General features: G+C 72.6%; 13 protein-coding genes, 1 tRNA gene and 1 riboswitch. Of the genes, 11 read left to right on the top strand and 3 right to left on the bottom strand.

Going from position 1 to position 20534, the window contains the following annotated elements; translation table 11 throughout:
• Nucleotides 1-255 precede the first annotated feature (255 nt).
• The gene (gene metE, locus ACL03H_RS13665) at nucleotides 256-2544 is read right to left on the bottom strand and encodes a 5-methyltetrahydropteroyltriglutamate--homocysteine S-methyltransferase (protein ID WP_412811579.1); all 2289 of its coding nucleotides are present in this window, start codon (nucleotides 2542-2544) and stop codon (nucleotides 256-258) included.
• Between the two features lie 129 nt (nucleotides 2545-2673).
• A riboswitch (cobalamin riboswitch) is annotated at nucleotides 2674-2911 on the bottom strand.
• A 176-nt stretch (nucleotides 2912-3087) separates the two neighbouring features.
• On the opposite strand from metE, the gene ACL03H_RS13660 reads away from it, so the two are divergent.
• The 6 genes from ACL03H_RS13660 (at nucleotide 3088) to ACL03H_RS13635 (ending at nucleotide 6447) form a co-directional block, all read left to right on the top strand.
• Nucleotides 3088-3738, top strand: a complete 651-nt coding sequence (locus tag ACL03H_RS13660) for an FG-GAP repeat domain-containing protein (RefSeq protein ID WP_412811578.1) — start codon at nucleotides 3088-3090, stop codon at nucleotides 3736-3738.
• 177 nt (nucleotides 3739-3915) lie between these two features.
• A tRNA-Arg gene (locus ACL03H_RS13655) sits at nucleotides 3916-3992 on the top strand.
• A gap of 534 nt (nucleotides 3993-4526) precedes the next feature.
• Nucleotides 4527-4730, top strand: a complete 204-nt coding sequence (locus ACL03H_RS13650; protein WP_412811577.1) for a cold-shock protein — start codon at nucleotides 4527-4529, stop codon at nucleotides 4728-4730.
• A gap of 347 nt (nucleotides 4731-5077) precedes the next feature.
• Complete coding sequence (locus ACL03H_RS13645; RefSeq protein WP_412811576.1) at nucleotides 5078-5353, top strand: hypothetical protein; 276 nt, start codon at nucleotides 5078-5080, stop codon at nucleotides 5351-5353.
• Between the two features lie 64 nt (nucleotides 5354-5417).
• Nucleotides 5418-5654, top strand: a complete 237-nt coding sequence (locus tag ACL03H_RS13640) for a hypothetical protein (RefSeq protein WP_412811575.1) — start codon at nucleotides 5418-5420, stop codon at nucleotides 5652-5654.
• 361 nt (nucleotides 5655-6015) lie between these two features.
• Nucleotides 6016-6447 (top strand): hypothetical protein, encoded by a 432-nt coding sequence (locus ACL03H_RS13635; RefSeq protein WP_412811574.1) that lies wholly within the window; start codon nucleotides 6016-6018, stop codon nucleotides 6445-6447.
• Between the two features lie 154 nt (nucleotides 6448-6601).
• Here the strand turns inward: ACL03H_RS13635 and ACL03H_RS13630 are convergent, their stop codons facing one another.
• A complete protein-coding gene (locus ACL03H_RS13630; protein WP_412811573.1) occupies nucleotides 6602-7057 on the bottom strand; it encodes an SRPBCC family protein in 456 nt (151 codons plus the stop codon).
• Nucleotides 7058-7239: 182 nt separating this feature from the next.
• Nucleotides 7240-7395 carry a DUF6131 family protein gene (locus ACL03H_RS13625; protein ID WP_412811572.1) on the bottom strand — a complete coding sequence of 52 codons (156 nt, stop codon included), beginning with the start codon at nucleotides 7393-7395 and terminating at the stop codon, nucleotides 7240-7242.
• Between the two features lie 431 nt (nucleotides 7396-7826).
• Here ACL03H_RS13625 and ACL03H_RS13620 point away from each other — a divergent pair, with 431 nt between their 5' ends.
• From ACL03H_RS13620 to ACL03H_RS13600, 5 genes are all read left to right on the top strand, one after another.
• The gene (locus ACL03H_RS13620; RefSeq protein WP_412811571.1) at nucleotides 7827-9863 is read left to right on the top strand and encodes a cytochrome c oxidase assembly protein; all 2037 of its coding nucleotides are present in this window, start codon (nucleotides 7827-7829) and stop codon (nucleotides 9861-9863) included.
• Nucleotides 9864-10022: 159 nt separating this feature from the next.
• Nucleotides 10023-10253 (top strand): hypothetical protein, encoded by a 231-nt coding sequence (locus ACL03H_RS13615; protein WP_412811570.1) that lies wholly within the window; start codon nucleotides 10023-10025, stop codon nucleotides 10251-10253.
• A 103-nt stretch (nucleotides 10254-10356) separates the two neighbouring features.
• Nucleotides 10357-12033 carry an energy-dependent translational throttle protein EttA gene (gene ettA, locus ACL03H_RS13610; RefSeq protein WP_412811569.1) on the top strand — a complete coding sequence of 559 codons (1677 nt, stop codon included), beginning with the start codon at nucleotides 10357-10359 and terminating at the stop codon, nucleotides 12031-12033.
• A gap of 18 nt (nucleotides 12034-12051) precedes the next feature.
• Complete coding sequence (locus ACL03H_RS13605; RefSeq protein ID WP_412811568.1) at nucleotides 12052-15333, top strand: hypothetical protein; 3282 nt, start codon at nucleotides 12052-12054, stop codon at nucleotides 15331-15333.
• Between the two features lie 124 nt (nucleotides 15334-15457).
• The gene (locus tag ACL03H_RS13600; protein WP_412811567.1) at nucleotides 15458-20395 is read left to right on the top strand and encodes an NAD-glutamate dehydrogenase; all 4938 of its coding nucleotides are present in this window, start codon (nucleotides 15458-15460) and stop codon (nucleotides 20393-20395) included.
• Nucleotides 20396-20534: the final 139 nt, after the last annotated feature.

Below are 20534 nucleotides of genomic sequence, written 5' to 3'. Positions count from 1 at the left end.
GAAGGAGCCGTTCACTCCCGCAGCGGGTGGTGCCGGGATGGAGTGAGCGGACCGTTCGTCCAACGGGATTGGGCGAAGGGTCCGTTCACTCAAAAATCGCGGCGGTGCCCGCTCGCGGCGGGCGGTGGCGGTGTCCGCTCGGCGGCGGTGCGGGGGCCTCCGGTGGGCGGGAGGGGCTCGGCGCGGGGCGTGCCGAGCCGGGGGTGCCGGGGGCGGTGAGCGGTGGGAAGAGCGGCACCGCCCCCGGCTTCGGGATCAGCCGACAGCCGGGCGCACGGCTGCCGCAGCGCTGATCACGTTCTTGAGCGCGGCCTCGACCTCGGCGTAGCCGCGGGTCTTGAGACCGCAGTCGGGGTTGACCCACAGCCGCTCCGCCGGCACCGCGGCCAGCGCCGCCCGGAGCAGGTCGGCGACCTCCCCGGCCTCCGGAACCCGGGGCGAGTGGATGTCGTAGACGCCCGGCCCGACGCCGCGGGCGAACCCGACGGCGTTGAGGTCGTCGAGCACCTCCATCCGCGAGCGCGCCGCTTCGATGCTCGTGACGTCCGCGTCCAGCTCCACGATCGCGTTGATCACGTCCCCGAACTCCGAGTAGCACAGGTGCGTGTGGATCTGCGTCGAGTCCGCGACGCCGGAGGTGGCGAGCCGGAACGACTCCACCGCCCAGCTCAGGTAGTCCTGGTGCTGCGCGGCCCGCAGCGGCAGCAGTTCGCGCAGCGCGGGCTCGTCGACCTGGATCACCCTGATCCCGGCGTTCTCCAGGTCCTCGACCTCGTCCCGGATCGCCAGCGCGACCTGCCGCGCGGTGGTGCTCAGCGGCTGGTCGTCGCGCACGAAGGACCAGGCGAGGATGGTGACCGGGCCGGTCAGCATCCCCTTCACCGGCTTCTCGGTGCGCTGCTGGGCGTACGTCACCCATGCCGCGGTCATCGGCTCGGGCCGGGCCACGTCGCCGTACAGGATCGGCGGGCGCACGCACCGGGAGCCGTAGGACTGCACCCAGCCGTGCCGCGTGCTCGCGAAGCCCTCCAGGTGCTCGGCGAAGTACTGCACCATGTCGTTGCGCTCCGGCTCGCCGTGCACGAGCACGTCCAGGCCCAGGTCCTCCTGCAGCCGGATGACGCGATCGATCTCGTCGCGCATCCGCTGCTCGTAGGTCGCGCGGTCGATGCTGCCGGAGCGCACCGCGGCCCGAGCCTTGCGCACGTCGGTGGTCTGCGGGAAGGAGCCGATCGTCGTGGTCGGCAGCGGCGGCAGCCGCAACGACTTCCGCTGCGCGGCGAGACGGTCGGCGTAGTCCCCGCGCCGGGCGTGCTCGGGTTGGAGCGAGTCGAGCCGCGCCCGCACCCGGTCGTTGCGGGTCAGTTCCGCCCCGGCCCGGTCGGTGATGCGGCGACGCGCGTCGTCGAGCTGCTCGGTGACGGCGTCCCTCCCCCGGTGCAGGGCGCGGTCGAGGATCACGACCTCGTCCACCTTCTGCGCGGCGAACGCCAGCCAGGACCGCACCCTCGGGTCTAGGTCGGTCTCGGCGTCGACGTCGTAGGGCACGTGCAGCAGCGAGCAGGAGCTGCTCACCGCCACTTCACCGGCGAGGCCGAGCAGCGTCGCGCCGGTGGTGAGCGCTTCGTCCAGGTCGGTGCGCCAGATGTTGCGGCCGTCGACCAGGCCCGCGACCAGCGTCTTGCCCCGCAGCCCCGGCACCGCGGGCAACTGGTCCACGGTGCGTCGCCCGGCGACGAGGTCCACGCCCAGCGCCTCGATCGGCGCGGCGGCCAGCACGCCCAGCGCGTCGCCGAGCTCGCCGAAGTAGGAGGCGACGAGGATCTTCGGCCGCTCGTCGAGCTCACCGAGGCGCTGGTAGGCGGCGCGCAGCGCGTCGAGGTCGGCCTGCGAGCGGTCCGCGGTGAACGCGGGCTCGTCCAGCTGCACCCACTCCACCCCGGCCCGGTGCAGCTCCCCGAGCAGTTCGGCGTAGGCGTCGACGAGTTCGTCGACCTTGTCCAGCGGGCGGAACGATCCGGCCGCACCGCCCACCGGCTTGGACAGCAGCAGGAACGTCAGCGGTCCGACGAGGACCGGCCGGGTCGTGACGCCGAGCTCGGCGGCCTCGGCGCACTGGTCGACGGCGGTGCGGTCGGAGAGCCGGAACGTCGTGTCCGGCCCGATCTCCGGGACGATGTAGTGGTAGTTCGTGTCGAACCACTTCGTCATCTCCAGCGGTGGCGCGGATTCCACGCCGCGCGCCATCGCGAAGTAGGTGTCGAGCGGGTTCAGGCCCAGTTCCGCGAAGCGGTGCGGGACCGCGCCGAAGGTGACCGCCGTGTCGAGGACCTGGTCGTAGTAGGAAAAGGTGTTTCCCGGAACCGAGTCCAGCCCGGCGTCGCGCAGCGACCGCCACGTGTCGGCGCGCAGCGTGCGGGCGACTTCGCGCAGCTCCGCCTCGCCGATGCGGGACTGCCAGTAGCGCTCCAGTGCGCGCTTGAGCTCCCGGTTCGGTCCGATCCTGGGGAACCCGAGCACGGTGGATCCGATTGTGCTGGTCAACGCTCTCTCCTCGCGAGCTGGACGACAGATCTGCGAGGTCGAGCGGACGTGATCCGGGCGCACGTCGCCGCGCGGGTGGCGGCTCGTGGACCAGGTCTTCCCGCGAGACCTCGCACCAGCGCGCGTCCTCGGACGCGCGCACCGGTGGCAGGTCTTCGGACTCGCGGGCGCTTCCCGGTAGTACCGGGGTTCCTAGTGGCCGTCGCTTCCCGAGCGTGCGCTCAGTGCTGTGACCGGTCGTGGACCGGTGACGGCGGTCGTTCCCGCTCACCGCTGCGGGGCAGTCCCGGATTCGCACCGGGTTCCCTCTTGCCTCGCACCGACCCGCTTCCGCGGAGCCGTGCGAACCACCAGCACTGCGGAGGCTACTTGCTTCTGGCGGGAAGACAAGGGTTCGACGTTCAGCTCCCCGGTGCGCACCGGTCTCGTCCGGCGAAGTTGGCGGGCCCGGGCAACCCCGCTCGGGCTGAGGCGTCTTCCGGGCAGAAGAGGGGGAGCGGAGCGCTCACCCCGCCACCAGGCCGACTCGAGAGGACATCCACCGTGGGGAAGAACGGAATTCGCGCAGGTGTGGGCATCGGCGCGCTGGCCGCTGCCGCGATGGCCCTGGTCCCGGCGGGCGTCGCCGTCGCCGATTCGACCGAGACGGTCACCGCCGATCTGGACGGCAACGGCACCCCGGACACGGCGAAGCTGGCCGCGATCGGCGACGGCTCGCAGCAGCTGCTGAAGTTCACAGTGGACGGAAAGGTGACCGAGGCGACGCTGCCCGGCGACGCCTACGCGGGCACCCAGCCGATGCGGGTGCTCGACGTGAACCACGACGGCAGGCAGGAAGTGCTGGTGGCGGAGTCCATCGGCGCGAACACCGCGTGGTTCAGCGTCTGGGACCTCGGCGCCGATGGAGCACCGCGCGAGCTGACCACGCAGGACGGTCAGCCGCTGAAGATCAACGAAGGTGGTGGCGTGGCCGCCCGGCTCGGCTACGAGTGCGCACCGGCCGGATCGGACGGACGGGTGCTGATCACCCTCGCCGCGTCGAACGAGAGCCCCACCACCGAACCCGCCTACGACGGCGCGCGGATCGCGTTCGACGTGCGCGATGGCGTGGCCACCCCGGTCGACGAGTACTCGTTCACCGGGGTCGGGCAGGACGACCCGGTGCTGCGGGTCGTTCCCGAATCCTGTTCCTGACCGGGAGCGGCCGGGTCCGTCGCGTCGAGGGGGCGCGGCGGCCCCGGAGCCCGGCCGGCGCAGTTGTCGATCGGCTTGCCGTTCGATACCGGGTCTGCAACGCCGACCGCGCCGGTACCACTGTCGACGGAGCCGCCGGTTACCCTGCTTGCTGCAGCTCACGCGAGTGATGTGCGGGCCCTCGTAGCTCAGCTGGACAGAGCAAAGGACTTCTAATCCTTAGGTCGCAGGTTCGAGTCCTGCCGGGGGCGCCACCAGGGGAATGCGCGAGGATTCCGTCCCGTGCGGTGCGTTGCGAGCGAAGGATTCCGGGCGCCGTCCCGGCGTCTTGCCGGGCCGTGCGGCGAGGCGCTCTCGTGGGCCGCTGGTCTCGACGGGCTCGGTGCGCTGCTGTCCGGGGCTGGCGTCCCCGCCTTCCGCGTCACCAGCGCCGCGCCGCGGATGGTCACGTCGTGCCGCGGGGCGAGCCGGCTCGACGCCCGAGGCCGCTTCCCCGTCCGTCACCTGCGGACGTGGCGGTGGTCGTCGTCGGCGGGGCTCGTCATCGGTCGCGGTCCCCGTGCTGTCGGTGAGTCGGCTGATGGCAGCGAGCGCCCGTGGCGTGTAGGGTTCGTGGTGGTCGTTGTTTCTGGGTTCGTGTTCGCGCATGCTCGCAGGATGTTGATGCGGGCGAGCTGCTGTCTTTGGTGTAGCTGGAGTTAAGCCGCCGTCTAAAGATCACCCGGCCCGGGCCTCGCGCACGGTGCGTGGCGCCCGTGATACCTCTCAGCTCCCGAATGGAGACACGCATGACTCAGGGAACCGTGAAGTGGTTCAACGCGGAGAAGGGCTTCGGCTTCATCGCTCCGGACGCGGGCGGGCCGGACGTGTTCGTGCACTACTCCGCCATCGACGGCGGCGGATTCCGCAGCCTGGAGGAGAACCAGCAGGTTTCCTTCGACGTCACCCAGGGGCCCAAGGGCCCGCAGGCCGAACTGGTCCGCGTGGTCTGAGACGTTGAGCTCGCCTGGCCCCGCCGCGTGCGGGGCCAGGATCCCAGCGCCGCTCCCGCCCGCCTCGTGATGGCGGCGCGGTGGAGACGGCCCCAGCCGCATCACCTCGCGAGCACGACCGCAGCGCGCTTGGCCGCTGCCGCTCCGCGTGCGGACCGCCGGTGGCTGGTTCGCCGCGACTTCGCGGTCCGACGCTCGTTCTTCGCCCGGTTGAGCCGAGCGCTGCTGTCGATCAGCAGCCGATTCCCGGTGACGTCGAACTTTCCCGAACTCGCCCACGCACCCGTGCGAGCCGATCGCCCGGGCCGCTGGACGCCCCTCGAACGCATTGGAGCCCCATGCGGGCCATGACGCCCCACCTGAACGCACTCGCCGCTCCTGTGGTGTCCGAAGTGGACGACCGGCCCGGAGTGGCCGGTGCGCGCGCCGCCCGGCCCCGGGCCGCCGCTCGGCACACCCGCTACATCGCCCGGACGTTGTCCGACGAGGCTTGGCAGATCACCGACGGGGAGGGCCAGCACACGGCTCGGCTCGTCGGCTCCGAGCACGACGCCGTCGACCGAGCCCACCGCCAGCTCGCCGCGTTCGGCGGCGGCACCGTGCTGGTGACCTCGCTCGACTGACGTTCGCGCCGCCGTTGCGGCGGCGCCACCTGACTGAACGCTTCTTCCTGAAGGGACCACCCTCGTGAACCTCTCCACCATCAACCGCACCCGCACCAGCGCCCGTTCCGGGGCCGTCGCGTCGGCGACCGTCCACCCCCACCGGGCCGTGGCTCCGATCGAGCCGGTCGAGTTCACCGAGCCCGAGCACCTCGACGCCGTCGAGGAGCGCCACCCCCGCGCGGACCGCAGTGCCGAGAACATGCGCGTCCTGCGCACTCCGTTCACGCCGAGCTCGACCGACGGCCGCGCCGCCGCGTGAGCACCGGCTTCGCGAGGTCGAGGCCGAGGCCGGAGGCGGGGGCCGGACCGAGCTGGACGGGCGTCGCCGCGCCCAGCTCGCCCGGGCCGACTTCCCCGCGCCGCCGCTCGCGCGGGTGCTCCGCTAGCTGAGCGGCCCCGGGCGTCGTGGTGCGCCCGGCCCCGCCGCGCTGCGGGGCGCGCCCCCCGCCCGGCGCTGCTCTCGCGGTGTCCCGGCAGCGCCACTTCCGGAACCGCACCGGCTGTTCCCGGAGAAAGCACTTGCCGATTGGAAAGTGAAACTGTACCTTCCTCTCAGACGGATGAAACCCGGCGCTCGCTGAGCTTGCCGCTGAGGTGAACAACTGCGTGGAGGTACCAAGATGCGATCCCAGTCGGTGCGCGCCGACGACACCGAACGCGAGCCGGTGGCGGCGAGCGGGGAATCGAAGCGGAACTGGCTGCTGTGGGCGCTGGGAGCTGTGGTCCTGGGTGTCGGTATCGGCACCGATCTCCGCCCGGACTGGAGCGTGCCGCTGACCTACGTCCTGGTCGCGGGAGTCGTGGTCCTGGTCGTCGTGCCGCGCTGGAAGGGCATCGCGGCGGCGCGGCGACGTTCGATCACCACGCGAACGGTCGGGGTGGGCGTGGCCAACCTGGTGCTGGGCCGGCTCGTGACCTTCGCGCTGCTGATCGGCTACGTGGTGGCCAGGGTGCTGTTCGGGGCGTGGGGACTGCCGCTCCCGGCGACCGCGGCCAGCGCCTTGATCATCGTGACGATGCCGCTCTGGCGGCGAGTCGTGATCCGCGCCTGACAACGCCCGAACCGGTGGGCGCCGCGGCGTTCGCGCGATCGTTCGGCCGAACGGTGGCGCGCAGCGGGCCCAGCATCCCGTGGATGCTGGGCCCGCCGCGTCGTTTCCGGCCCGCGTCGAGCGCTCGGCCGGCTGGACCGGAACTCGCCGCCGCTCAGGCGGTGCGGCTCGGGTTCTCCATCAGCTGCTTGAACGAGTCGAGAGCGCGCTCGACCTTCTGCTGAGGGTCCGCGAACAGCGTGGCGATCGCCTCGGTGACGGTTCCGCCAGGGGTGTCGTACTGGAGGCTGACCTCCACCCCGGTCGTGTCACCGTGGTCGTCGAAGCGGACCGCTCCGGCCGTGGACACGGTGTTGGACTTGCCGTCGCCCTCCACGGACTTCCACGCGACCTTGCGGCCGGGCTCGTCATCGACGATCCGCGCGTCCCACTCCACGTTCGTGCTCGCGGGCCCGGAGACCACCCAGTGCGTCAGGTCCGCATCGCCGCTGCGCGGCTCCACCCGTTGCACGTCGGGGAAGATCTCCGGCAGGTGCGTCAGCGGCCGCCACCAGTCGTAGCAGCGCTGCGCCGGAGCCTGGATCTCTAGGTAGTGCGCTACTGACCCCATCGACTCTCCCAGTTCTCGAGCGGGTGGTTGCCTTCTCCGGACTTACCCGTCCGGACCGGGGATGACACGCGGGCGGCCCGGTCGGTCGCACTCGACCGGTGTCCGGTCTCACTCGACGCGGCGAGCCTCCCCCGCGCCGCGGGGAAACCCCGGCTCGGTCGGGCGCTGTCCGGGAGCACCTGTCAGAACCAGTGGCTGCGTCCGCCGACCTTGGTCCCCGCGCGGCCCAGCACGATCAGCACGAGGCCGACCACGAGCAGGACGCCGCCGACGGTGGTCAGGATCGGGATCTGCAGGAGAAGACCGAGCACGAGCAGGATGACGCCTAAGGTGATCACGGGGACCTCCATGGGTTCGGGGTGAAGGTGTCAAGGTCCTTACTTCCCCCGGCGAGCGCTTCGTAATCGCGAATTCGAGGAATTTCCTCCACCCGCCGCAAGCCGGGGGGCCGATGGCGCGCGGGCCTGCCCCCGCCTGGGTGCGGCGCCCCGTTCGGCCCGGCGCGACCTCGCCGCTCTCCCGCTCGGGGTGGGGTTCACCGAAGGCGCTGGTCGCGACGGCCCGGCGGGGCTTCGGTCGCGGCGCTGATCGCGCCGACGACCGGGCCGCCGAGCGACGCTGGGTCCGGCGAGCGGACCGGCAGCGAGATCCCGGGCGCCACCGGTGGGTTCTGCCCGGGCGGACCTCCGCGTTCCCCGGCCTCGATCTCCGACAACTCCCGGAGGGCACCCGAAACCGCAGGTCAGGGTGGGCCGGTTAGGCTCGGTGCGTGGCTTCTGAGACCGTAACGACCGCGCGTCGCACCAGGTCGACCACCATCGGAATCCTGGTCGTCACGGCCGGGATCCTCGCGGCGGTGGTGGCCGCGGCGCTGGCGGCGGTGACGGCGAGCGACTCCTACGCCGCCTACGGGCTGCCCGACCCCGGCGCCGCCACCAAGATCGGCCTCCCGGTCGTGCGGGTGCTCGCCGAGGCCGGGGCGGTCGTGTGCATCGGCTCGCTGCTGCTGGCGGCCTTCGCGATCCCGGCGCGGCGTTCCGGCGCGCTGCTGGCCGACGGTTACGCGGCCGTGCGCGCCGCGGGCTGGGCCGCCGCCGCGTGGTGCTGCGGGGCGGCGCTGCTGGTGCCGTTCACCGCGGCCGACGCGACCGGGCGCCCGATCGGCGAGGTGCTCGACGCGCAGGTGCTGTTCGGGCTCGTCGACGCGCTGGAGGAGGCGAAGGCCTGGCTGATCACGGCCGCGGTCGCGCTGGTCCTCGCCGTGGTCTGCCGGGTGGTGCTGTCCTGGGGCTGGACGGTGGTGCTGTTCGCGGTGTCGCTGCTCGGGCTGTTCCCGGTGATCGCCACCGGGCACTCGGCCAGCGGCGGCGCGCACGACATCGCGACCAACAGCCTGCTGTTCCACCTGATCGCCGCGAGCCTGTGGATCGGCGGCTTGGTGGCGTTGCTGGCGCACCTGGCCCGCGGGGGTGCGCATCCCGGGCTGGTGGCGCGTCGGTTCTCCCGGATCGCGCTGGTGTGCTGGATCGCGATGGCGGCCTCCGGGGTGCTCAACGCCCTGGTGCGGGTCTCGCCGCAGCAGCTGCTCGGTACCACCTACGGGCTGCTGGTGCTGGTCAAGGTCGCGCTGCTCGCGGTGCTGGGCGTGATCGCGTACTTCCAGCGCGAGCGCGCGGTCCGCCGCGTCGAGCGGGGAGGCGGCGGGGCCCTGCTCCGGCTCGGTGCGGTGGAGCTGCTCACGATGTTCGCGACGGTCGGGGTCGCGGTCGCGCTCGGCCGGACGCCGCCGCCTTCGGAGCTGGGCGCGGTGCCGGACCGCACGGAGCTGCTGATCGGTTATCCGCTGGACGGGCCGCCGACCGCGCTCCGGCTGATCTTCGACGTCCGGTTCGACCTGGTCTACGGCACGCTCGCGCTGGTGCTGGCCGGGCTGTACCTCTACGGAGTCCGGGTGCTGCGCCGCCGCGGCGACGAGTGGCCGGTGGGTCGCACGGCGGCCTGGTTGTGCGGCTGCGCGAGCATCCTGGTCGCCACGTCCTCCGGGATCGGGCGCTACGCGCCCGCGATGTTCAGCGTGCACATGGGCCAGCACATGATCCTGTCCATGCTGGCACCGGTGCTGCTGGTGCTGGCCGGGCCCACTTCGCTGGCGCTGCGCGCGTTGAAGCCCGCCACCAAGGGCGAGCCGCCGGGGGCGCGGGAGTGGTTGTTGGCGTTCCTGCACTCGCCGGTCACGAGGGTGCTGACGAACCCGATCGTCTCGTTGGCGCTGTTCGTGGGTTCGTTCTGGGCGCTGTACTTCTCCGGGCTGTTCGACGCGGCGCTGCCGGAGCACTGGGCGCACCTGATGATGATCGGGCACTTCCTGCTCGCCGGGTACGTCTTCTACTGGCCGGTGATCGGCATCGACCCGGCGCCCCGGCCGCTGCCCTCGCTGGTGAAGCTGGGGCTGGTGTTCGCCTCGATGCCGTTCCACGCCTTCTTCGGGATCACGCTGATGATGTCGAAGAACGTGATCGGCTCGGACTTCTACCGGGGCCTCGACCTGCCCTGGGTGCCGGACCTGCTGTCGGATCAGAACCTCGGTGGCGGGCTGGCGTGGGCGTCGGGGGAGGTGCCGCTGGTGGTGGTCATGCTGGCGCTGCTGATCCAGTGGTCGCGCGCGGACGACCGGGAGGCGCGCCGCTTCGACCGCCGCGCCGCGGCGGACGGGGACGCGGATCTGGCCGCTTACAACGAGATGCTGCGGCGGCTCTCCGAGGGCGACACCGCCGGTTCCCGAGGGCGGGGCCACTCCGAAGGGTGACCCTCGGGTGAGTTTTCCGGCCGAGTTTGCGCGGGAGTTGTCCACAGGCCCCCGATTCATCCACAGATCGTGACGTCGGGGTGGCGCCGCGTGATCGGCGCCGCGCACCCTGGAGCTCGGGGCCGAGGGACGGCTCCGGTGCGTCGAAGGGTGGCTGCGATGGTCGCGACGACCGCGTGCGAGGCGGGCACCGCGCCCGTCGGATCGAGGGTCCACGGGGCCCGGGTGACCTGCTTCAGGCTGGTGAGCGAGGCCCGGCGCCGCGACGAGGGCGCCTGGCCGCCGGGCGGGGACGGTCGCCCGCTGGTCACCGCGCGCTGCCGGGAGGCGGCGGCCGGGCCAGTCCCCGGGTTCGCGCGGCCACCGCCCCGGGTGGCTCGCGGCGGGTGATCTCCGGCGGCGGTGACCAGCGGTGGAGGCGGGTGTTCCGGGCGGCCCGGGCGCACTCGGGGCGGTGCACGGTCCGACACGGCACGCAACTACGATTCAGGGCATGGCCGAGTTCATTTACACCATGAAGAAGGTGCGGAAGGCACACGGGGACAAGGTCATCCTCGATGATGCGACCCTCCAGTTCTACCCGGGTGCCAAGATCGGCGTCGTCGGCCCGAACGGCGCCGGCAAGTCGACCGTGCTGAAGATCATGGCGGGACTCGAGCAGCCGAACAACGGCGAGGCGTACCTCTCGCCCGGCTACACCGTCGGCATCATGCAGCAGGAGCCGCCGCTCAACGAGGAGAAGACCGTCCTCGGCAACGTCGAAGAGGGCGTCGGCGAGATCATGGAGAAGCTGCACCGCTTCAACGCGATCGCCGAGCAGCTCGCCACCGACTACACCGACGAGCTGATGGAGGAGATGGGCCGCCTCCAGGAGGACCTCGACCACGCGGACGCGTGGGAGATCGACTCGCAGCTCGAGCAGGCGATGGACGCGCTGCGCTGCCCGCCGCCGGAGGCCGAGGTCAGCCACCTCTCCGGTGGTGAGCGCCGCCGGGTCGCGCTGTGCAAGCTGCTGCTGAGCAAGCCCGACCTGCTGCTGCTGGACGAGCCCACGAACCACCTGGACGCCGAGAGCGTGCTGTGGCTGGAGCAGTTCCTGGCGACCTACCCGGGCGCCGTGCTCGCCGTGACGCACGACAGGTACTTCCTGGACAACGTCGCGGGCTGGATCCTCGAGCTGGACCGCGGCCGCACCTACCCGTACGAGGGCAACTACTCCACCTACCTGGAGAAGAAGCAGGAGCGCCTGGCCGTCCAGGGCAAGCGCGATCAGAAGCTCCAGCGGCGCCTCAAGGACGAGCTGGAGTGGGTTCGCTCCAACGCCAAGGCGCGTCAGACCAAGTCGCGGTCCCGGCTGGACCGCTACGAGGAGATGGCGGCCGAGGCCGAGAAGACCCGCAAGCTCGACTTCGAGGAGATCCAGATCCCGCCGGGACCGCGCCTGGGCAACCAGGTCGTCGAGGTGGAGAACCTGAAGAAGGGCTTCGGCGACAACCTGCTCATCGACGGGCTGTCCTTCGACCTGCCGCGCAACGGCATCGTCGGCGTGATCGGTCCGAACGGCGTCGGCAAGACCACGCTGTTCAAGACCATCGTCGGGCTGGAGCAGCCGGACAGCGGCAGCGTCAAGGTCGGCGACACGGTGCGGCTGTCCTACGTCGACCAGAACCGCGCCAGCATCGACCCGAAGAAGAACGTCTGGGAGGTCGTCTCCGACGGTCTCGACTACATCCAGGTCGGCCAGGTCGAGATGCCGTCGCGGGCGTACGTCAGCGCGTTCGGCTTCAAGGGCCCGGACCAGCAGAAGCCGGCGGGCGTGCTCTCCGGTGGTGAGCGCAACCGGCTCAACCTCGCCCTGACCCTCAAGGAGGGCGGGAACCTGATCCTGCTGGACGAGCCGACGAACGACCTGGACGTCGAGACGCTGAGCTCCCTGGAGAACGCCCTCGAGCAGTTCCCGGGCTGCGCCGTGGTGATCTCGCACGACAGGTGGTTCCTGGACCGCGTCGCCACGCACATCCTCGCCTGGGAAGGCGACGAGCAGAGCCCGGCGAAGTGGTTCTGGTTCGAGGGCAACTTCGAGGGCTACGAGAAGAACAAGATCGAGAGACTGGGGCAGGAGGCCGCCCGTCCGCATCGAGTCACCCACCGGAAGTTGACCCGGGGCTGAACCCGACGGGGAGGCGTCTTGGCCAGCGTGCACGGAGCTCCACCGAGCGGTGCGCACGAGTTGTTCGAACCCGCTCGGCAGATGCGTTGGCGGGTGCCCGAGCTCGCCCTGATGTTGGGCGATCAGGCGGTGGCGCAGGCCAGGCGCGCCGGTGACCGGGCGCTGCGGCTCCGCGCCGAGGCGGTGGCGTTGTTCGCGTCCAACCGCCTCGGGCACGGGGTCGCGGTCACGAGCCGCGCTATCGCCGCCGTCCGGGACGCGGAGCGCGCGGGCGATCACGAGGTCGCCGCGGAGCTGCGCGTGGAGCTCGCCTGCTGCGCGCGCACCGCGGGCGGTCACGAGGTGGCGCTGCGGGTGCTGCAGCCCGTGCTGGAGCAGGAGCGGATCGAGCCGGCGCTGCGGGCGCACGCGCTGCTGGAGCTGGCCGCCGCGCTGTCGGGCAGGCAGCGGGAGGCCGAACGATCCGACGCGCTGGACGAGGCGGATCGGCTGTACGCGGCCGCGCCCGACCTCAACCGGGACACCAGCCGGGTGCTGCTGGCCCGGGTGCGCACGGCGCGCGCCGGGCACCTGCGGCGCAACGGCGAGTTCGAGCAGGCCGTGCGTGCCGCCGAAGCGGGCTTGGCGCTGCTCGACCGGCTCGGCGATCCGGCGGCGGAGAGCGGGGAGATCCGCGCCCGACTGGTGTTGGAGCGCGTGCACGCGCTGCTCGACCTGGGGCAGCGCGCGGAGGCGGTGGAGGCCGCTTCCCCGGTCATCCGCACGCCCGTCCGGGCCGCCTCGGCCGGGCCGTCCGGCTGGTTGCGGCTGGCGCTGGCGACCCGGGTGCACCTGCCGTCCGGGGAGCTGGCGGCGGCGGTCCGGTTGTTCAACGACGCGGCCGCGAACGCCGAGCGCCACAAGCTCGACTGCCTGCTGACCGAGTCGCTGAGCATGTCCTCGCAGACCCACGAGCGGGCCGAGGAGTTCGTCGAGGCGCTGGCCACGCTGCGTCGCGCGTACGCCGCCGACCGGCGGTGGCGCACCGCCGTGCACGCGGCCCGGATTCGGTTGCTGGAGGAGTTCCCCGCGCTGGCGGCTCCCACCCGAGGTTCCACCGCCGCCGAACCGGTGTCGGCCGAGCCGGCCGCTTCGGGCGGGCGCCGTGCCGAGGGCACCGGGGAACCGGGCCGTCGCCAGCGGGCCTCGCACGCCGCGGCGCACGAGGGTGAGGAGCGGGGCTCCGCCCCTCGCGAAGCCGCCGGGCACGAGACCACCGAGCACGAGACCACCGGGCACGAGCGGGGCGCCGAGGCGGAGCAGGCACCGCAGACCGCGGGCCGTCGCCGCGCGGACGGCACGGGCCGACCGCAGCGGCCCCTCTCGGCGATCGCCCGGTCCGACGCGGAAACCCCAGCAGCCGAACTCCCAGCAGCCGAGCCTCCAGCACCCGAACCTCCAGCCGCCGGTAACCCGGGCACCGCGACCTCGCCCGCCGACTCGCCCGGAGTGGGATCCTCGCCCTCGGGTCCGCTGTCGGCCGACGCCGTCGCGGCGCTCTCCGAGGCGGGCGTCCCCGCCGCCGGGGCGGTGGACCCGTTCGGCGCCCAGCGGGTCGCGGCAGCCGATCCGCTCGACGAGTACCGCAGGCCCGGCGAGGGCAGCGTGCGCGACGCCGCCCGCCGGTTGATGGACACGTTGACCAGTCGCGCCAACGAGGACCGTCGGCCGCACTCCGAGACCGCCACCGGTGCCGCGCGATCCGGACCCGGCGCCATGCCGGAACCCCGGGCCCCGGAAGGGGAATCGGCGCCGTTCGCCGCGAGCTCGGGCGGCGGGAAGCGCCGCGCCCCCGAGCCGGAACCGGCAGCCGGAGACACGGAGCCGGACTACGGGACGGGTCGGCACAGCGGCCTCGACGTCCCCGTCGGCCGGGTCACCGCTGCCCCGTTCGGGGAGGGGTTCCCGGTCTACGACTTCGGTTCCCGGAGCGAGCCCGCGCGTGCTGAGCCGGGGGAGGTCCCCGGGGTCCCGGTCGCCCGCCGCGACGGCTCCGCGGACCGGCCCTTCGACTCCGCCGGAACTGGTGCGACCCACCTCGGCGGAGCGGACGACGCGAGCGCGGGCGGCGCCTTCCCGGCGACCCCGGCGTGGGAGGTTCCCCAGAGCCCCCGCTCCGACGATCCGCCGGTCGACGAGCCCCTCTCCACGAGCACCGCGCCCTGGGACGTTCCGGCGGAGGCTCCCGCGGCGCCGGACGTCACCGCGATCATGCCGGTGATCTCCGTGCCGGACCACGAGCCGCCCGCGACCTCGGTCGGTGCGGTGGAACACCTGGACGACCCGGTGCGCGGCCCAGAGCAGTGGCCGGCGGACCCCGCGGAGCAGGCGCCTCCCGCGCCGCCCGAGGAGGAGGGCAGGCGTTCGCGCGGCCGGACCCTCGCCGAGATCCGGGAGAGCCTCGCCGAAATGCGCCGCCACGGCCGCGAGGACGACGCCGGATCCCGCCGCCGCGCGGAGCCGGAGATCCCGGGCTGGTCGGCCGAGCGGACCGAGGATTCCCCGAGTTCCGGTGCGTCCTGGGCTGATCGCTACCTCGGTGCCCATCTCGGCGAGGACCGCGAGGACGCCGAGCAGCAGCCGCGCGCGGGCGGCCGCCGCCGTGCCCGGCACGCCGATCCGCAGGACGAGGCGGGGATCCCGGAGCCGCCGCGGTGGGACTCCGCCTCCTGGGGCCGGGACGCCCCGGGTGCGACGACACCGCCCGGTCCACAGCGGACGGACGACCCGGGCGCCGGGCTGCCGCCGAACCTGGGTCTGCTGTCGGACCCGTCGTACCCGGCGAGCTCCTACTCCGGGGGCTCCTACGTCGAGTCGGTGTACGGGGACCAGGGCGACGCGCGGGTCTCGCCGTTCGAGCGGACCCAACCCGAACACGGGGCCGCGCACGCGACCCCCGCACACGCGACTCCCGCGCACTCCACTCCCGCGGACGCTCTCGCCGACCCGGGGCGCCCCGCCGCGGACCGGCTCCAGTCGGCCGCCGAACTCCTGGCCCGCCACCGCGACGCCGGTTCGGAACGGCCCGCGACCGAGGAACCGGGCGACGAGGTCGGTCTCGCCGACCTGCTCGCCGAAGCGCTGCTCGCCTACGAGAACGGCAGGCGCCAAGACGAGCCCGACGGTCCGGGCAAGCACGGCAGGCCCGCCACCAACGGCCATCCCATCGGCTTGCCGCACGAGACCGTCCCGGATGAGCCCGGTGCTCGGCACCGCCGTCCGGCGTCTCCGCACGAGCCCTGGACTTCGCGGGGCCACTGAACGTTGTGCCGGGATTCCCCCGGGGAGCAGTGCCGCTCCCACCCGACAGATCCTCGGCCTGGCAGGCTTAGGGTGGAATCCGTGTTGGCACAACGCGGTGCCGTCAAGCGTGGAGCAGCAGAAGATGACCTCGAAACCCCGACCCGCCCTCCCCGACGCCGCCCCCGGCGGACAGGCCGTGCTGGAGAACCCGGAGGCCGCGAAGGCCTGGTTGCTCGACAGCGCGGCGAACGCCGCCGGTGACCTCGGTGAGCTGCTGCGGACCTACTTCCGGCACGTGCCAGCTGAAGAGCTCGTCGGTGACGAACCGGAGGAACTGGTCGCGGCGCTGCGGGCGCACCACGAGCTCGCCGCTTCCCGCGCTGCGGGCCGCCCGCTGGTGCGGACCGTGAACCCGAGCCTCGACGGGCAGGGGTGGAGCAATTCCGCGACGGTGCTGCAACTCGTCACCGACGACATGCCGTACCTGGTGGACAGCGTGATCGCCGAGCTGACCCGGCACGGCGCCTCGGTGCAGCGCATCATCCACCCGATCGTCGTGGTGCGCCGCGACGCCGCGGGTGAGCTCCTCGAGGTCCTGCCGCACGCCGACCCCGGCGCCCCGCCGGAGGGCGCGTTCGCCGAGTCCTGGATGTTCGCCGAGGTCGACCGCGTCACCGACGCCGAGCGCCTGCGGGCCCTGGAGCAGGGCCTGCTCACCGTGCTGAGCGATGTCCGCGAGGTCGTCGAGGACACCGAGCGGATGCTGGTGACCGCCCGCTCGCTGGCCGACCAGCTCGAGGCGCACCCCTCGGTGCCCTCCGGCGAGCGGGCCGCTGACGGCGCCGGGCTGCTGCGCTGGCTCGCCGACGGCCACTTCACCTTCCTCGGCTACCGGCACAACGAGCTCGTCGAGCAGGACGGCCAGCCCGTGCTGCGCCCGGTGCTCGGCTCCGGCCTCGGCGTGCTGCGCAGCGAGACCGTCGCCGCCGAGGACCTCACCACGGGGCCGGACGTGCTGACCAGCACCCGCTCCGGTGAGCCGCTGATCCTCACGCAGGCCAGCGCCCCGTCCACCGTGCACCGCGCGGTGCACCCGTTCTACGTCGGCGTGCTGACCTTCGACGAGAGCGGCGAGGTGACCGGCGAGCACCGCTTCCTCGGCCTGTTCACCACGACGGCGCTGCACGAGAACGTGCTCGACATCCCCTTCGTCGAGCGCCGGGTCCGCGAGGCGATCCACGGGGCCGGGTTCCCGCTGGAGTCCTACTCGGGCCAGCGGATGCTAGAGGAGATCCAGAACTACCCGCGCACCGAGCTGTTCTCCACGGACCTCGACACGCTGCGCGAGACCGTGACCGGCGTGCTCGCGCTGGCCGAGCGCCGCAAGCTCAAGCCCTTCGTGCGCCGGGACCCGTACGGCCGCTTCTTCTCCTGCCTGGTGTACCTGCCGCGGGACCGCTACACGACGCGCTCCCGGCTGGCGATGCAGGAGGTGCTGCTGGAGGAGCTCGGCGGTTCCAGCGTCGAGTACAGCACCCGGGTCGGCGAGTCCGCGCTGGCGCGCGTGCACTTCGTGGTGCACGCCAAGCCGGGTTCGCAGCCGCCGGAGCCGGACCTGGCCCGCATCCAGGAGCGGCTCTCCGAGGCGATCCACACCTGGGAAGACCAGATGGTCGACGAGGTGGAGATCTCCCCGGGCGCCAACGGGGAGCCGCGGCGCGTGCGGCGCTCCGAGGCCGCCAGCGAGGCGGCGCAGCAGTACGCGGCCTCGTTCCCGGAGGCCTACAAGGAGGACTTCAGCGCCGGCGAGGGCCTGCTTGACCTGCGCAGGCTGGAATCGCTGTCCGGCGAGCACGACCTGCGGATGTCCTTCTACACCCCGCGCGGCGCCGTGCCGGGCGAGCGCCGGTTCAAGATCTACGTGGCCGGGGAGCGCGTCACGCTGTCCCGGGTGCTGCCGGTGTTGCAGAGCATGGGCGTCGAGGTCGTCGACGAGCGCCCCTACGAGGTGGTGCCCGAGGGCGGCGAGCGCTGCTGGATCTACGACTTCGGCCTCCGCCTGGAGTCCGGGCTGCTGGAGACCGAGGGCGCCGAGCGCCTGGACACGCTGCGCGAGCGCTTCGAGGACGCCTTCCGCGCCGTCTGGCTGGGCGAGGCCGAAGTGGACCGCTTCAACTCGCTGGTGCTGCGCGCCGGGCTGAGCTGGCGGCAGGCCTCGGTGCTGCGCGCCTACGCGAAGTACCTGCGCCAGACCGGGGTGCTCTACAGCCAGGAGTTCATCGCCGACGTCATCCTCACCCACCGGGCCACGACGGTGGCGTTGAGCAGGCTGTTCGAGGCGCGCTTCGACCCGAAGCTGGCCGAGGACGAGCGGGCCGAGCGCCAGGACGAGCTGCGCACCCAGGTCGGCAGGCTGATCGACGAGGTCACCAGCCTGAACGCGGACCGGATCCTGCGCAGCTACCTGAGCCTGATCTCCGCGACGCTGCGCACCAACTACTACGCCGAGGGCGCCCGCTCGTACCTCGCGATGAAGCTGGAGCCGAAGGAGATCCCCGGCCTGCCGGAGCCCCGGCCGGAGTACGAGATCTTCGTGTACTCGCCGCGGGTGGAGGGCGTGCACCTGCGCTTCGGTTCCGTCGCGCGCGGCGGGCTGCGCTGGTCGGACCGCCTGGAGGACTTCCGCACCGAGATCCTGGGCCTGGTGAAGGCGCAGGCGGTGAAGAACGCGGTGATCGTGCCGGTCGGCGCCAAGGGCGGTTTCGTGGTGAAGCGCCCGCCGCTGCCCACCGGAGACCCGGGCAAGGACCGGGAGGCGGCCCTGAAGGAGGGCATCACCTGCTACCGCATGTTCATCTCGGGCCTGCTCGACCTGACCGACAACCTGGTCAGCGGTGAGGTCGCCCCGCCGCAGGGCGTGGTGCGCCACGACGGCGACGACACCTACCTGGTGGTGGCCGCCGACAAGGGCACCGCGTCGTTCTCCGACATCGCCAACGAGGTCGCCCGCTCCTACGGCTTCTGGCTCGGCGATGCCTTCGCCTCCGGCGGCTCCGTCGGCTACGACCACAAGGCGATGGGGATCACCGCGAAGGGCGCCTGGGAGAGCGTGAAGCGGCACTTCCGCGAACTCGACCTCGACACCCAGCGCGAGGAGTTCACCGTCGTCGGCATCGGCGACATGGGCGGCGACGTGTTCGGCAACGGGATGCTGCTGTCCGAGCACATCCGGCTGGTCGCGGCGTTCAACCACATGCACGTGTTCATCGACCCGGAGCCGGACGCGGCGGTCTCCTTCGCCGAGCGCCGCAGGCTGTTCGAGCTGCCGCGGTCGACCTGGGACGACTACGACCGCGGCAAGATCAGCGAGGGCGGTGGCGTCTGGTCGCGCTCGCTGAAGTCGATCCCGGTCGGCGAGCGGGTTCGCACCGCGCTCGGCATCGATCCCGCGGTGACCGCGCTGGCCCCGACCGATCTGATCAAGGCGATCCTGCAGGCTCCGGCCGATCTGCTGTGGAACGGCGGGATCGGCACCTACGTCAAGGCCGCCACCGAGACGCACGGCGAGGTCGGTGACAAGGCCAACGACGCGGTCCGCGTGAACGGCGGGGAGCTGCGGGTGCGCGTCGTCGGGGAGGGCGGCAACCTCGGGCTGACCCAGCTGGGGCGCATCGAGTTCGCCCGCGCCGGGGGCAAGGTCAACACCGACGCGCTGGACAACTCCGCCGGGGTGGACTGCTCGGACCACGAGGTCAACATCAAGATCCTGCTGGACCAGCTGGTCACCCGGGGGAGCCTGGACGGGGAGCAGCGCAACGAGCTGCTCGCCGAGATGACCGACGAGGTCTCCGACCTGGTGCTGGCCGACAACTACCGGCAGAACGCGGTGCTCGGCGTCTCCCGCGCGCACGCGGCGCCGATGGTCTCGGTGCACGCGCGCCAGATCACCGCGTTGGAGGACGCGGGCCTGGACCGCGAACTGGAGGCGCTGCCGAGCAAGAAGGAGCTGCGCGACCGGGAGAAGAACGGCACCGGCCTGACCTCGCCGGAGCTGGCGACGCTGCTGGCGCACGTGAAGCTCTCGCTCAAGGCGCAGGTGCTGGCCAGCGATCTGCCGGACGCGGACGCCTTCAGCGGCCGGCTGCCGGACTACTTCCCGGCGCCGCTGCGGGAGCGCTACGGCAGCGCGGTGTCCGCGCACCCGCTGCGCCGCGAGATCACCTCGACGCTGCTGGTGAACGAGGTCGTCGACGGCGCGGGCGTGTCCTACGCCTTCCGGCTGGCCGAGGAGATCGCCGCGACCGCGACCGACGCGGTCCGGGCGTTCGCGGTGGTCACCGGCGTCTACGACCTGCCGGACCTGTTGCGGCGGATCGACGAGCTGGACAACGCGGTGCCGAGCCGGGTCGCCGACAGCATGGTGCTGGAGGTCCGCAGGCTGCTGGACCGGGCCGCCCGCTGGCTGCTGTCGAACCGGCCGCAGCCGCTGGCGATCGGTGCCGAGATCAGCCGGTTCCGCCCGGTGGTGGCGGAGCTGTCGGCGAGCGTGCCCGGGCTGCTGCGCGGCCAGGCCGCGAGCGGCGCGAAGGAGAAGGCGGAGCGCCTGGTCGCCGAGGGCGTGCCCGCGGACCTGGCGGAGCGCATCGGCTCGCTGCTGGACACCTACGCGCTGCTGGACATCACCGAGGTCGCCGAGCTCGCGGAGCGCGACGCCGGGTTCAGCGCGGAGCGCAGCCCCCGCGAGAGCGCGGAGCTGTACTACACGCTGTCCGAGCACTTCGACATGGAGCGCCTGCTGTTGGCCGTGAACGGCTTGGAGCGCGGCAACCGCTGGCACTCGCTGGCGCGGCTCGCGCTGCGCGACGACCTCTACGCCTCGCTGCGGGCGCTGACGATCGACGTGCTCAGCACCAGCGACCCGGAGGACCCGGCCGAGGACAAGATCGCGCAGTGGGAGGCGACCAACGCCTCCCGGATCGAGCGGGCGCGGACCTCGCTGGAGGCGATCAAGCGGTCGGGCGGGCTGGACCTGGCGACGCTGTCGGTGGCGACCCGGCAGCTGCGCAGCATGGTCCGGTAGCGGTTCCCGGTCCGGTCGGCCTCGCGGGACGACCGGGCCGGGCGAAGCGGGGGACGGGTCCGGCCAGCCTGACCCGTCCCCCTCCTCGCGTCGGGGGACCGGCCGGGGAGCGGACTACGATCTGGGGCGGCCCAGCCAA

The organism is Saccharopolyspora antibiotica (assembly GCF_047200635.1).
Classification (GTDB): domain Bacteria; phylum Actinomycetota; class Actinomycetes; order Mycobacteriales; family Pseudonocardiaceae; genus Saccharopolyspora_C.
Note: the sequence above shows the minus strand (reverse complement) of the source record. Positions and strands in the feature narration are given on the sequence as shown.